The sequence below is a fragment of the Nonomuraea sp. PA05 genome (genome assembly GCF_008086045.1).
Taxonomy (GTDB): domain Bacteria; phylum Actinomycetota; class Actinomycetes; order Streptosporangiales; family Streptosporangiaceae; genus Nonomuraea; species Nonomuraea monospora.
In genome coordinates, this window is record NZ_VSEY01000021.1 from 73,353 (window position 1) to 87,541 (window position 14,189).

The window sequence follows — 14,189 nt, forward strand, 5'->3', positions numbered from 1 at the left end:
GTCCGTGACCCTACTTCAGGTGATCGGCGGGAGCGCGGGGCCGTACGATGGCACATCATGCCGTCGGGAGGGTAAGGGTCCGTGTCCGATGACCGCGCATGGCACCGTGATCCCCACCACGGTGCGAGCCGTTCACCCCACACCGCCAGAGCGGCGTCCCGCCGCGATCGAACCGGCTGGTGGGTCGCCGGAGCGCTGGTCCTGACCTTCACGCTCGCGGTCGCCGCCACGCTGTACGTGGTCAGGGACCGCGAGACCGCCGGGGAGCGGGAGCCGCAGGGCTGGCGGCTGGTCTGGTCGGACGAGTTCGACGGCCCCGCCGGGCCGCCCGACCCGGCCAAGTGGAACCTGGTGGACGACCACCTCGGCTACAACAACGAGCTGGAGTATTACACGCCGCGCAACGCGGCGGTGGACGGGCAGGGCCGGCTGGTGATCACCGCCAGGTCCGACGACGCGGGCGCCTACGACTGCAGCCCCCGCGTGTGCGCGGCCACCTCCGCCCGCCTGTTCACGGCCGGGAAGTTCGCCCACCGGTACGGGCGGATCGAGGCCCGCGTCAAGTTACCCATGGGCCAGGGCATGTGGCCGGCCTTCTGGGCGCGGCGCTCCCCGCAGGGCAGCGGACGCGGCGAGATCGACATCATGGAGCATCTCGGGCACGAGCCGGACACCGTGCACGGCAGCCTGCACGGGGAGCAGGGCTACGACCGGCAGAACACCTACCGGCTGCCCGGCGGCGGCAGCTTCGCCGACGACTTCCACGTCTTCGCCGCCGACTGGTACCCCGACCGCATCTCCTTCCTGGTCGACGGGCAGGTCTACGCCACCGAGCACAGGGCGGACGCCCCGCCGGGCGGATGGGACTTCGACGTCCCCTACTACCTGCTGCTCAACCTGGCCGTCGGCGGCGACTGGCCGGGGTCGCCGGACGCGACGACGCGCTTCCCGCAGTACCTGATCGTGGATCACGTCCGCGTGTACGCCGCCGCCACCGATCCGCCACGCTGACCCGCCCTGTGGCGAAGCTGGCGGCCAGCACGCCCATTCCGAGCAGCAGCGACAGGCCCTGCGCGAGCGTCCAGCCGACGGCCGCGGCGGTCAGCCCGTACGGCAGCAGCGCCGCCACCAGCCCCAGCACCAGCGCCGCGTTGGCGCCGTTCATGAACACGTACGCGCCGGTGCGGTCGCGGCTGATCAGGATCGTGTCCACCAGGTAGTTCCCCGCGCCGACCAGCGACGCCAGCGCCAGCACCCGCAGCGCCTGCGCCGCCTGCGCCGAGTAGCCCTCCCCGAACACCCGCAGGATGTACGGCGCCCCCACCAAGATCACCGCGACGGCCGGCACGAGCAGGCCGTAGATGCCCGCCACGGCCTTGCGCAGGTACCGGCGCAGCGAGATCCGCTGCGCCTCCGCGAACAGCACCTGCGCGCTCGTCGAGGGGATGAAGCTGAGGAACGCCGCCACCTGGAAGGCGATCGCGAAGTACGCCGCCGCCTGCGGCCCCTGGACGGCCAGCACCTCCAGGGGCACCACGGTGCTGGGCAGTATGCCGAGCGCCGTCGCCAGATAGCCTGCGGCGGAGAACGGCAGATACCGCCGCAGCAGCTCGCCCGGCCGCGCGCGGACGGCGACGCGGCGCAGCCGCGGCCACAGCGCCGCCCCGCCGAGCAGGCAGGCGAGCAGCGTGCCGCCGCCGTAGGCCAGGATCAGGCCGGTGAAGCCGAGCGGGACCAGCGGCAGCAGCGCGCCGACCTTCAGCACGGTGCCCGCCACGTTCTTGGCCAGCAGCGCCGCCGTGCCCCGCACCGCCACCAGGCCCGCGTCCAGCGTGCCGCCCACGGCGGTGACCATCACCATGGCGGTGATCAGCGCCATCGTGCCCGGCTGCCGGATCAGCTCGGGGCCGCCGGGCAGCAGCGGCGCCAGAACCAGCAGGGACACCAGGGCGAGCACGCCGCCGAGCGCGCCCACGGCGGCCACCGCGATCGCGGCCAGGCGGCGCGGGTCGCCGGCCTTGACGAGGTGGCGCAGCAGCGTGGTGGGCAGGCCGAGGGAGGCGACGGTGGACAGCAGGTTGACGCTCGCGGTCACGGCGGTCAGCCAGCCGACGGCGGCGACGGGGTAGTTGCGGGCCGCCAGGGTGAAGAACGCGAAGCCGCCGGCCGCGAGCAGCACCGTGTTGAGCAGGAGAAGGAAGGTGCCGCGCACGAGGACGTCACGGAAGAACGACCGGACCCGGTCGCCTCCGTGGCGCAGTGCGGTGGCGTAGCCGTTGCGGGTGGCGCGGGCGATCTCCGTCCACCCGGCCTCGCCGGCGTGCTCCAGCGCCGCCGCCGACATCCGCGCCAGCCGCGCCGCGTCCCACCCCGCCGCCTCCCGCAGCACCGCCGCGAGCCCGCCGGCGCCGTCCCGGTAGGTGGCCAGGGCGGCGGCGGGCAGCCCTGCCAGCGCGGGCAGGCCGGGCACGACGAGCGGCCTGCCGTGGGCGAGCGCGAGCAGCGCGCTGCCGCTGGTGGTGATCTCGCGGAACGGCAGCACGACCACGTCGCTCCCGGCGAACAGCCCGGCGACGTCCTCGTCGGGCACCCGCCCGATCCGCAGCTCGACCCGGTCGTCGCCACGAGCCGACGCCTCCAGCCCGGCCGCGAGCGCCGCGTCCGGGCAGGCCCCGGCGACGACGAGGCGCACGTCCAGCTCGGCGGGCAGCGCGGCGAACGCCGCGAGCAGGTCCTCGACCCCCTTGTACGGCTCGATCCGCCCGAAGAACAGGAACGTGCGCACCCCGCCCGACCGCCCCGGCGGCGGGATCGGCGGCGCCGGGAAGGGGCCGTGCGGGATGACGACCGCCCTGGACGGCTTCGCACCCATGGCCGCCAGCCGGTCCAGCGCCGTCGAATGGTGGGCGATCACGAGGTCGCAGTGCCGTACCAGGGTGCGCCGGGCGGCGGTGTCGTCGGCGAAGACGGGCCGGTGCGGCAGCACGTTGTGCGCCGTCCACACCAGCCGCAGGCCCAGCAGCCGGATGACGCCGAGGACGACGGCGAACCACCACTGGGCGAGCCTCCGCGTCCGGTCGCCGCCGGGCAGCGCGAACCTCCACACCCAGTGCAGGTGCACGATCCCGGCTCCGGCCAGCCGCCGCACGGCCAGTTCCGCGGGCAGCAGCAGGAGGTTGAGCGTGTGCGAGCGGGTCAGCTCGCCCAGGTAGCGGACGCTGACGCCACGTAACCCGGAGTGCAGCAACTCCTGGTACGGGTTGCTGTCGCGGGGGAAGACCAGGACCTTCATCGGCGGGCGCGACTCCGGGGATCCACGAGTTCGGCGAGCACGCCCGCGCCGTACACGAGGTGGTCGGCCAGGACCCGCACCGGGCCGTTGTGCCGGTTGCGCCAGGCCGGGACGAGCAGCAGCGCCGGGTAGAACGGGAACCACAGGGTCAGCGGCAGGCCGAGCAGGAACAGCGGGTACACCACGACCATCGGCTCCCTGCGCAGCAGGTGCGCGCGGCGGGAGCGGTGCTTGAGGTAGAGGCGGGCGCGGGCCTTGCCGTAGACGAAGGAGCGGCGGAGCTGCCTGCGGTGGTCGCCCCAGTCGTGGGTGACGACCGCGTCCACGGCGCTGCGGATGCGGTGCCCTGCGTCCTGCACCCGCCAGCTGAAGTCGACGTCGGAGCCGTAGCCGAACGTCTCGTCGAAGCCGTCCACCTCATCGAAGACCTCCCGCCGCACAGCCAGGTTGCCGGTGCCGCACTCAGGCAGGTAGCGGGCGGCGGCGGCCCGGCGCCTGGCGTCGGCGTCGTACAGGCTGCCGTGCCCCTCCGGGCCGGTGACCAGACCTGACACGACGCTCTCGCCCTCGTCCGTGATCGGCGCGAGGAGGCGGCGCAGCCAGCCGTCCTGGGGCAGGCAGCCCGCGTCCGTGAACACCACGATCTCGCCCTTGGCCGCGCGCACGCCCGCGTTGCGCTGGTGCGGGATGGTCACGCGCGCGCCGGGCGGCGGGGTGAAGTCCGCCCACCGCACGTGCGGGTGGGCGGCGGCGACGGCGTCGAGCCGGCCTGCCGAGGCGTCCACGACGATGATCTCGTACGGCGTACCGGCGGCTCCGGCCGCACGGGCGACGCCGCCGAGCGTGCCGTCCAGCGCGGGCTCGTCCTTGCTGATGATGACGATAGAGATCATCGATGGAACACCTTCGTGACTCCGCTCGTGTAGACGAGATCGTAGTGCGCCTCGATGAACTCGGTCGGGAACGCGTACAGCGCGAGCTGGTTGTCGAACAGCGACCTGGCGCGGCCGACGGCGGTGTTGGCCCAGCTCGCGTAGACCCAGGCCTGCCGGTCCAGGGTCTGCGGCGTGATGTCGGTCTGGATGCGCCGCCCAGGTCCGAGCTCGGCGAACAGGCGGAGCTGCGCGTACCGGTCGGCGTAGAGGCGGGCGGGCGAGCCGCGGGCCGCCTCCTTGAGCCAGCGCGCGCCCGCTAGCTCGGCCTCGTACATGCAGTACCGCTCGCAGTCCTCGCCGCGCGTGGACAGGTTGGTGGCCCGCTCGCCGCCGAGGACCACGTTGTCCAGGCCGCTGCCGGTCGTGAACGTGACCACGACCGCCGCGCCCGCCAGCCCGTACAGGGTTCTGCGCAGCCCGGCGGGGAACTTGGCCGACGAGACGCGGTGCAGCAGCCAGAACATCGCGATGGACAGCAGCGTCAGCGCCTGCAACTGGGCGCGGCTCTGGTTGTAGGCGGCGGCGAGGGTACCCGACAGGCGCAGCAGCACCAGGACGCCCAGCATCGGCACGGCCAGCACGCCGATCCGCCTGACCAGCCACGACGAGTGCCGGCGCACGGCCATGACGATGGCGCCGATCAGGCCGAGCAGGTTCGCCAGTTGCTGGATCAGCAGCACGCCGAGGTCGAGCGACGCGCTCACCGCGGGGGCGGCCTTCGGCGGGACGGGCACGCCCGCGTCCCCCAGCTCCCAGCGGGGCGCGTCCGCGTCGGCGGCCGGGCGCACCGTGGCCTTGGGCGGGCGGTACTTGGGCACCACCCGCTTGGCGTACAGGTACGTCGGGATGCGGGTCACGTCGGTGCCGCGCAGGTAGGCGGACAGCAGCGTCCCTGCCGTCTCGGCGCCGGGCAGCAGCCGCAGGCCCTCGGCGCTCAGCGCGGTGCGGAACTCGCCGATGTTGGCCGTCGAGCGGGTGATCGGAACGTACCAGAGCACCCCGGCCACCAGCCCCGGCACCAGCGCCGCCGCGACCGCGCGCGGCGCGATCCTGGGTCGCCGCAGCGCCCACAGCACCGCTTGCAGGGCCAGCGCGCCGCCGAGCATCACGGCCGTGAAGTACGCGGTCGTGTAGTGCGAGACCACGATGCCCGCCCCGAACAGGCCCATCAGCGCCGCCTTGGGCACGTGCCGCAGCCGGGCGTCCAGCAGCGCCCCGCACAGCGCCGCGAACAGCAGCATGGCGATCTCCTGCCGGGCCAGCGCGGGGAACTGCTGCGACAGCGCGCCCTGCGCCGTCACGAACGCGGCGGCGGCGAACGCCCACTGGCCCGGCAGGAAGCGCCTGGCCAGGTGGTAGATCCCGACGGGGAACAGGGCGAAGATCGCCGGGTAGACGACCTTGAACACCAGCAGGATCGGCAGCCCGGTCAGCGCGTGCAGCTCGGCCGGCAGGACGGTGATGCTCAGCATCGCCCCGTACGCGTCCGGGTGCGGCCCGGTCACCCAGATCCCCGAGGAGACCGTCTGCTGGGCGACGGCGTACTCCGAGGCGATGTCGAAGCCGTAGACCAGCTCGCCGCGCAGCGCGTACGACCACATCATGGCCAGCGAGACGGCGTACAGCAGGACGGCCGTCCGCCCGTCGCCGAGCCGTCCGGCCCTGACGACGCCGAAGGCCAGCACGAGCACGCAGCCGACGACGGCCGCGACCGCCACCTCGGGGCCGTACCCGTGGTTGAGCCGCAGCGCGCCCGCCGCCGCGACCAGCGGCACCAGCATCGGCAGCGACAACCAGCCGGCGGACGGCAGCGACCGCCACGGCACGCCCGTCTCGGGCGGCGCCTTCGCCCCGGCCAGGAACAGCCCCAGGCAGGTCAGCATGAGCCCGGCGAGCAGCGGCCCGGCCCGCAACGGCGCACCAGGGTCCGCCTCGGGGCCGAACACCGCGTCCAGGACGGCGCCGTCCGCCAGCGGCACCAGCAGCGTGACCGCCAGGCCCGACGCCATCAGCACGATCAGCGACGCGGCCGGCACGTACAACGGGAAGCCCGCCACCAGGCGGCCGGGCACCCGCAGTGCCCGCAGCAGCAGGCAGCCGGGCACGATCAGCAGCAACGGCACGAGCAGGAGCTGTGCCGCCCACAGGTGACGCACCTGGGTCAGCCCGACGATCAGGACGAGGGCCGCGCCGTACAGCAGCATGCGCCTGTCCTGCTCGCGCATGGTCACGTGCTCTGCCCCCCGCCCCGGCCGGTCCTGTCCTCGGCGAACATGCGGCGAAAGGCCCACAGACCGTGCAGGAAGCCGATATTTTCGCACGTCTCCTGCGCCAGGCGAAGGTACGGGTCGGCGAGCGCCTCGGCCCTGCCCCGCAGCGCGTGCCGCAGCCCCACCGGGTAGAGCAGCAGCGGCAGCAGCGCCGGGGCGGGCGCGACCGCCGGCCACCGGACGGCCACCACGGCCAGGCCCGCCACCAGCGCCGGCCACGGGAACAGCGTCGGCCGCACACCCGGCCACTTGCGGTACTGCATCGCCGCGCCCCGGCCGTAGGCGAGGCTGCGGCGCAACAGGCCGCGCACCGTGGGCGCGTACCGGTGGGCGACCGGCGCCTGCGGCACGAACACCAACCGGCCCCGGGGGAGCCTGCGCGACAGGTCCTCCTCCTCGGCCGCGTACCGGAACCTGGGGTCGAAGCCGCCGGCGGCCAGCAGCGCCTCCCGCTCGTACGACATGTTGCCGCCGCTGAAGGCGTGCACGTCCCGCCTGCCGCGCGACGGCGGGGCCGCCCGCCACTGCCGCCGCAGGTACAGCCAGAACCGGTACGGCAGCGCCGCGCTGACCGTGAGATCCAGCTCCAGGGGCTCGTGCCGGTTGTTGCGTTCGAGGAAGCGCGGCAGGAAGCCGTCGCCCGTCTCCGGCACGATCGGGCCGCCCACCCCGGCCACGCCGTCCTCCGCGTAGCCGCCGAGCAGCAGCTCCGCCCAGCGGGGGCCAGGCTCGCAGTCGTCGTCCAGGAAGGCGACGACTCGGCCCTTCGCGGCGCGCAGGCCCGTGTCGCGGGCCGCCGCCGCGCCGCGGTTCGTGTCGTGGCGGATGACCGTGGCGCCGTGTCCTCGTGCGACGTGCCCTGTGGCGTCCCTGGAGGCGTCGTCCACGACGATGATCTCCAGGTCCGCTCGGACGGTCTGGGCGGCCAGCGCGTCGAGGGTCCGTCCGAGGCGGGCGGCGCCGTCGTAGGAGCAGACGACCACCGACAGGCTAGGGGGCATCGGGACGGTTCCCAGCGGTGTGGGCGGACTCGTACACGGCGATGGTGCGCGTCGTGACCGCGTCCAGGCCGGTGTCCAGGCCGGTGTTCAGGCCGGTGTCCAGGCCGGTGTCCTGGACGGGAGGGAGCGCCGCCAGGCTCGTGTCCCGCGCAGGCGTCGGCGCTTCGGCTCGCGGGTTCGTTCCGAGCAGGTCGGTGATCGCCGACGCCAGCCGGTCAGGGGCGCCGGGCGGGACCGCCCACGGTGAGCCCTCGAACAGCTCCGCCAGCCCACCCACGGCGGTCGCGATCACCGGTACGCCGAAGGCGCGGGCCAGGTTGGCCACCCCGCTCTGCTCGGCGTCGCGGTAGGGCAGCACGACGGCCTCCGCCGCGCCGAACCAGGCCGCGACGTCGCCGTCCGGCACGTATCCCGTGAACAGCAGCCGGTCCCGCAGCCCGTACCGGCGCGCCAGGCGGCGGACCGCCGCCTCGTGCAGGTGGTCGCGCGCCTCGAACACCCGGAACGGCCCGTGCCGCCGCCGCACAGCGCCCGCGACCACCACCCGCACCTCGCCCAGCGTGGCCGGCGGCAGCATGGTCATGGCCCGCACCAGGTCGTCGAGCCCCTTGCTGACGTGGACGTGACCGAAGGCCAGCAACACGCGGTCGTCGCCCAGGCCGAAGCGCTTCCGCAGCTCGGCGGGGGTGCCGGTCGCGGGCGGCGGGGGTGCGGAGAAGTGCGGGACCACCGTGGCCCTGCCGTCCAGGCCGAGGGCTCGCAGGGTGTCCCCGGCCGCCCGCGTGTGCACGACGAGCCGGTCGCAGCCGCGCGCCAGGTGCCGGTACAGCGCCCTGCCCGGCCCGCGCAGCAGCGCCGTGTCGCGGGTGACCTCGTGCAGCGTGGCCACCGCCGGGACGCCGGGCGCGGCCAGCCAGCGCGCCACGGCCGGGGCTCGGGCGCCGAACGCGGGGACCGCGAACTGGGCGTGCACCACGTCCGGACGGAACCGGTCCACCGCCTCGCGCAGCGGCTTCACCGTGCTGCCCAGTGCGCCGATGACCTCGTCGGGGGCGTCGGGGTGGGGGCGGGCGGCGACCACCGCGATGTCGTGGCCGCGCTCGCGTACGGCGTGGGCGAGCACGTGGGTGTAGGCGCCGATGCCGTCACGGGCGGGCGGGTAGGGGCTGACGTAGAGAATCCTCACGGGAGCATCGCCTTGACCACGTGGGCGGCGATCGTGTCCAGGGCGTACTCGCCGACCCAGGGCTCGGCGGGCGCGCCGAGCGCGACGGCGGTGGGACGGCCGAGCGCTAGGTCGGTGGGTGTGTCGTCAGCCGGACGGTCGAGCGCGACGGCCAGGGCCGCGGCGAAGGCGTCCAGCGTGTGGTCGCAGACGATGCCGCGCCGGCTGCGCCGCACCAGGTGCTGGGCCAGATTGTCCCTGGCCGAGGTGGTCACCACCGGCACGCCGCAGGCGATCGCCTCCAGCACCGCGATGCCGAACCCCTCCCTGGTGGACGGGAAGGCGAACACCCGACCGGCCTTGACCAGCGAGTACACGTCCTTCTGCTCGCTGACGTCGTGCCGGAACTCCACGGCGTGCGCGATGCCGAGCCGCTCGGCCTCCGCGCGCAGCGCGTCGCGTTCAGGCCCGTCCCCGATGATCCGGCAGGTGACCGCGCGGCCGTGTTCGCGCAGCCGGGCGACGGCGGCGAGCAGCAGGTCCAGGCCCTTGTGCCGCATCAGCCTGCTGACCACGACCAGGTCGGTGTGCTGCTCGTGCGGCGCGGCCTGGCCGACGCCGTCGAGGTCCACGCCGTTGGGCGCGATGGTGATCGGGGTGCGTTCGCCGAGCTCGGCCCGCAGCCGCCTGGCCGTCTCCGGCGAGACGGCGATGATGCGGTCGGGCGCCCGCATGGCCAGCCGCTCGATCCACCACGCGGGCCGCCAGCCCGTGGGCATGCTGTAGCGCCAGTACTCGGGCCCCCACACCTCGTGCCAGGTCGCGATGAGCGGCACCCGGCGCAGCGTGGCGACCAGGCGCAGCGGTAACAGGTGCAGGAACGGGATCTGGTCGACGTTCAGCACGTCGAACCGGTGCCGCAGCAGCCGCAGGCAGGCCACCGCGAACACCAGCGCCTGCCACGTCGAGCGGACCCCGTGCCGGTACATCGGCAGCAGCGGCGCGATGGCGTGGAACGTGACGCCGGCCTCGGTGCGCACCCTGGGGCCGTGCCACCAGCGCATGGTGAACACGTGCACGTCGGCGTGCGCCGTCAGGTGCGCGTACAGCTCGTGGTAGCGGATCTCCCTGCCACCGAAGCTGTACGGGTGGATGGCATCGGTGACCAGCGCCACCACAGGCCGTCTCGGCACGCGCCTACCCCTCGTCGATGTTCGCGGAGCAGGAGGCGCGGAACGCGATGGACTCGCCGCCCTCCAGCAGGACCCCGAGCCTGATCGGGCCGGGCTCGCACAGCGCCTTCGTCGGCGGCGTGATCGTCACCGGCTGCCCGTCGGCCAGCCGCACCCGGCCGCTGGCGACGGTGCGAGTGTTGCCGGACTCGGTCAGGCGGACCGACCAGCCGTACTCGTGCTCGCGCCCGGTGACGTTGCGAATCGTGAAGGAGGGCGGGACCAGGTACGAGGTGGCGGGAAGCCGATCCGGCAAGTCCTGGGGATCGGCGAAGGCCAGCTCGGTGTACCCGGCGGGCGCGCCCGCCAGTCCGGCGGAGAGGAGAAGCCTGCGCCCCTGCTCGCTCTGTAGGCCGAGCGCGGCCACGACCACCGCGCCGAGCAGGGCGGCAGTCGCTGCAGAGGTGAAACGGGGGACTAATCGCGTCATTTACGGCGTGACTTCACCTCGATACTGATGGGACGGTTGATACTAATGTCCCTGAAGCGGCTCCCGCTCCATAAGTGACCGCCGCACGGGTCCAACCGTTACCTTTGGAGCGCTCCGATACGACATCTCGCTCTTTCGCGGGACATCTGGGGCGCGGTCAGCGCTGGCGGTAGACGCGCACCCAGTCGACGACCATCCGCGCGGGGAGATGCGTCTTGCTGTTCGGGTTCCCCACCCAGGTGCCGCCCACCTGCAAGTTGAGGATCACGTGGAAGGGCTTGTCGAACGGCCAGCCCGGATAGCGCGGATACTGCGCGTACGGCTTGCCGTCCACCCACCAGGTGATGCTCTGCGGCGTCCAGTCCACGCCGTAGACGTGGAAACCGGCGTCCAGCCGCTCCGGCAGGGCGATCTGGCCGCCGCCCTTGCGGCCCTTGGAGTGGGTGTAGGCCCGCACGAGGTGCGTCTCGTGGCCCCGGTTCTCCATGATGTCGATCTCGCCGTACGTCGCCGAGCCCGAACGGCCCGCGTCGGTGCGCTTGAGCCAGAACGCCGGCCACAGCCCCTTGCCGAGTGGCAGCTTGATGCGCGCGGCGAACCGGCCGTACGCCTGGTCGAAGGAGTGGCTGGTCTCCAGCCGGGCCGAGCTGTAGTCGCACGTGCCGTACCAGCAGGTCGTACGGTCGGCCGCGCCCGTCCGCCTGGCGGAGATGACCAGGCGGCCCGAGCCGTCCTGCTGCGCGTTCGCCGGGGTGTAGTAGTGCAGCGCCTTCCTGTTCGACCAGCTCGTGCCGGACAGTGCCGTCCACTTGGCGGGCCTGCCGCGCCCGTCGAACTCGTCCGACCAGGTCAGCTTCCAGGACGCCTTGGGCAGCGCCAGCGGCGGCGGCTCGACCGACTGCGCGGGCGGTGGCGTCGCCGCCGCGTTCCTGGCCGCGCCCGTGGGCGTCTCGCCGACCGTGCGCACCCCCGCCGCACTGGCCGCGACCACGGCGGCACAGATCGCCGATGCGAGAATCCAGGTGCGGGAACGGGCCGGGCCGTCAGCCTTTGTCATCGGGCCGACTCGCGCACGGACTTCGTTTCGTCGCGCATCCCATAAATAATGACTTCCGGCGAGGGGCTCCATCCTGGCCGGGAATATACCAAAGGGAGAGGCTGCGGTGACCGGAGGTGGTTGGAGGAGCGAGGCGGGCGATCCGGACGGTTCGCCCGAGCAGGCGAACGAGGAGCTGTCGGGACCGGCATCACCACCCTCAGGACCGGCATCACCACCGTCAGGACCCTTGTCTCAGCCCTCGTTACCGCCGGCCGAGCGCTTCTCGCAGCCGCTGTCGGGGCCCGCACACCCGTCTCAGCCCCTGTCGGGGCCCGCTCCGTTGTCGGGGCCCGCACACCCATCCCAGCCGCTGTCGGGCCCCGCACACCCGTCGATGCCGCTCTCAGTGCCGTCGATCCCTTCGACCACCCACCTGACCGACCCCGACGTCGGCTACCCCGCCACCGACCCGATGCCGCACGGCCGCCACAAGCGCTTCCGCTCCCTCCTCATCGGCGGCACCTCCGTGGCGCTGGCCGTGATCGTGGCGGGCGGCGTGCTGGTGGCCTCGCGCCAGGGCGACGAGCAGCAGTCCGCCCAACTGGCCGGCACCCTGTTCACGACCGGCACGGCCGCCGGCGGCGACGGCCAGCAACTGGAGCTGAACGGCGTCGCCGCCACGGGCACCACGGTGGTCGTCGCGGGCGGCGAGGACGCCGACTCCGGCTACCGCACCGAGTTCTTCCTGTCCAAGGACGCGGGCCGGACCTTCGCCCGCGCCCAGGTGCGCACCGCGAAGGGCGAGCCGCCCGTCGCCGGCGAGGTGCCCCGCTACCTGGCGGCCGGCCCCGGTGGCTGGGTGGCGCTGGGCGACCGCGTCGGCGGCTCCGTCGTGTGGACGAGCCCGGACGGCGCGGCCTGGACCCGCCAGCCGGACGCCACCGCCAGCCTCGCCTTCGGCCCCCGCGACCGGGTCGCCGACGTGGCGTGGACCGGCAAGGGCTTCACCGCCGTCGGGCAGACCTCCGACAAGGGCGACTTCACCGACGCCTCCCCGGTGGTGTGGTTGTCCGCCGACGGCCGGAGCTGGGAGCGCCGGGCGGGCTGGCGGCTGCACCCGCCGACCGGCGGCACCCTCGCCCTGACCGACGTGGCCAGTGTGAAGGACGCCATCGTGGTGCGCGGCGAGAGCACGACGGAGCCGTACGACATCACCTGGCGCTCGACCGACGCCGGCGAGACCTGGCAGGCGTTCGCCGTCCCCGGCGAGTCGGGCGAGCCGGAGCTGACCTTCGCCGCGACCGCGACGACCATGCTGGCGGTGCGCCAGGACGGCTCGCACGCCACCACCTACACCTCGCCCGACGGCGTGCGCTGGACGACCGCGGCGAAGATCGACGTCCCGGGCTTCCGCCGCGTGCTGCGGCTGACCGCCACGTCGGGGGCGGCGACGGCCGCGATCGAGACCGACAGCGGGGTCCGGCTGGTCCGCAGCACGGACGGCCGCTCCTGGCAGCCCGCCGGCGCGACAGCGGACGGGGCCGAGGTGCGCGACGCCGTCGCGGCCGGGGACAACACGGTCGCGGTGGGCGCCGACGCGGCTCACGGCACCACGGGCGCCCTGCTCGCGGTGCGCGACAAGGCGGGCAAGGACGTCCCCGCGAAGCTGCCGGACACCGGCGGCAGCGGCAAGGTGGTGGACGCGCTCGGCGCGGCCGACGGCCGGGTGGTGGCGGTCGGCGGCGCCAACGGGGAGGCAGCCGTCTGGACGTCCGCCGACGGATCCGCCTGGCAGCACGTCCAGGACAAGGAGAAGGCGCTGACCGGCCAGGGCCGCCAGCGGCTGACGGGTGTCGCGCCCGGCTTCGCCGGCTGGCTGGCGGTCGGGTCGAGCGGCCGGACGCCGGGACACCCCCTGGTCGTCACCTCGGCCGACGGCGAGAGCTGGCGGCGGGCCGACGGCGCGCCGGCGTTCCAGCCCGAGGGCAGGAACCCGCTGATCGCCCGGGGCGTCACCGCGGGCCCCGACGGCTACGTGATCGTCGGCGAGGACGGCTACGGCGCGGGCACCTGGTGGTCGCCGGATCTCAAGACGTGGGAGCGCGGCGATCCGGCGGGCGAGGACAACCTCGTCGGCACGCCGGCGACCAGGCGGTGGATGGAGTCCGTGACCGGCGGCCTGTTCGGCTTCGTCGCGGCCGGCGGGGTGACCGACCCCAACGCGTACGGGGGCGTGTTCGTGCGCCGCCCCACCGTCTGGATCTCGCCGGACGGCCGCAAGTGGTCGCTGGTGCGGCTGCCGATCCCGTCCGGGGTGAACGAGGGCTGGCTGTCCCACATCGCGTCCAACGACGACGTCCTGGTCACCGCCGGCACGGCCGTCACCGGCAACGGCACGGGCACGGCCGCGTTCGGTTACGCCTCGCTGGACGGCGGCCGGAGCTGGCAGCCGATCTCGCTGCCGGTGATGGCGGGCGAGCAGTCCAGCGTCACCGCCGTGGCGGTGACCCCGGAGGGCTTCGTGGTGGCGGGCACCGTGGGCAGGCCCGGCGACGTGGTCGTCTGGACCTCGGCCGACGGCCGCTCGTGGAAGTCCGAGCAGCCGCGCGGCACCGGCATGTCGGGGCCGGGCGACCAGCGGCTGACCGCGTTCACGACGGTGGGCGAGGAACTCGTCGGGGTGGGCTCGACGGCCACCGGCCACGGCGACGAGCCGACCGTGTGGCGGCGCCCGCTCTCCCCGAACGAGACGAGCACTCCCTAACGCGTGCCTCGCTCTCCCCGAACGAGACGGGCACTCCCTAGCGCGTGCCTCGCTCTCCTCG

Annotated in this window: 10 protein-coding genes; 2 read left to right on the plus strand and 8 right to left on the minus strand. The window is 74.0% G+C overall.

Annotated features, from left to right (window positions below):
* Positions 1–81 precede the first annotated feature (81 nt).
* Positions 82–1,011 carry a family 16 glycosylhydrolase gene (locus FXF51_RS30710; protein ID WP_148438177.1) on the plus strand — a complete coding sequence of 310 codons (930 nt, stop codon included), beginning with the start codon at positions 82–84 and terminating at the stop codon, positions 1,009–1,011.
* Here FXF51_RS30710 and FXF51_RS30715 read toward each other — a convergent pair.
* From FXF51_RS30715 to FXF51_RS30750, 8 genes are all read right to left on the minus strand, one after another.
* A complete protein-coding gene (locus FXF51_RS30715) occupies positions 893–3,292 on the minus strand; it encodes a glycosyltransferase (RefSeq protein ID WP_148438178.1) in 2,400 nt (799 codons plus the stop codon). The genes FXF51_RS30710 and FXF51_RS30715 overlap by 119 nt on opposite strands.
* Positions 3,289–4,185: a glycosyltransferase family 2 protein gene (locus tag FXF51_RS30720; RefSeq protein ID WP_148438179.1), complete on the minus strand. Its 897-nt coding sequence runs from the start codon at positions 4,183–4,185 to the stop codon at positions 3,289–3,291. Before FXF51_RS30720 ends, FXF51_RS30715 begins: the two co-directional genes overlap by 4 nt.
* Positions 4,182–6,458, minus strand: a complete 2,277-nt coding sequence (locus FXF51_RS30725; RefSeq protein WP_187414656.1) for a hypothetical protein — start codon at positions 6,456–6,458, stop codon at positions 4,182–4,184. The genes FXF51_RS30720 and FXF51_RS30725 overlap by 4 nt, the downstream gene beginning before the upstream one ends.
* On the minus strand, positions 6,455–7,498 hold the full coding sequence (locus FXF51_RS62840) for a glycosyltransferase (RefSeq protein ID WP_148438181.1): 1,044 nt from the start codon (positions 7,496–7,498) through the stop codon (positions 6,455–6,457). Before FXF51_RS62840 ends, FXF51_RS30725 begins: the two co-directional genes overlap by 4 nt.
* Complete coding sequence (locus tag FXF51_RS30735) at positions 7,488–8,684, minus strand: glycosyltransferase family 4 protein (RefSeq protein ID WP_148438182.1); 1,197 nt, start codon at positions 8,682–8,684, stop codon at positions 7,488–7,490. The genes FXF51_RS62840 and FXF51_RS30735 overlap by 11 nt, the downstream gene beginning before the upstream one ends.
* A complete protein-coding gene (locus tag FXF51_RS30740; protein WP_148438183.1) occupies positions 8,681–9,856 on the minus strand; it encodes a glycosyltransferase in 1,176 nt (391 codons plus the stop codon). Before FXF51_RS30740 ends, FXF51_RS30735 begins: the two co-directional genes overlap by 4 nt.
* Positions 9,857–9,860: 4 nt before the next feature.
* Positions 9,861–10,325: a hypothetical protein gene (locus FXF51_RS30745; RefSeq protein WP_148438184.1), complete on the minus strand. Its 465-nt coding sequence runs from the start codon at positions 10,323–10,325 to the stop codon at positions 9,861–9,863.
* Positions 10,326–10,482: 157 nt separating this feature from the next.
* On the minus strand, positions 10,483–11,382 hold the full coding sequence (locus FXF51_RS30750) for a family 16 glycosylhydrolase (RefSeq protein ID WP_187414657.1): 900 nt from the start codon (positions 11,380–11,382) through the stop codon (positions 10,483–10,485).
* A gap of 376 nt (positions 11,383–11,758) precedes the next feature.
* Between FXF51_RS30750 and FXF51_RS30755 the strand changes: the two genes are divergently transcribed.
* A complete protein-coding gene (locus FXF51_RS30755; protein WP_148438186.1) occupies positions 11,759–14,128 on the plus strand; it encodes a hypothetical protein in 2,370 nt (789 codons plus the stop codon).
* Positions 14,129–14,189 lie beyond the last annotated feature (61 nt).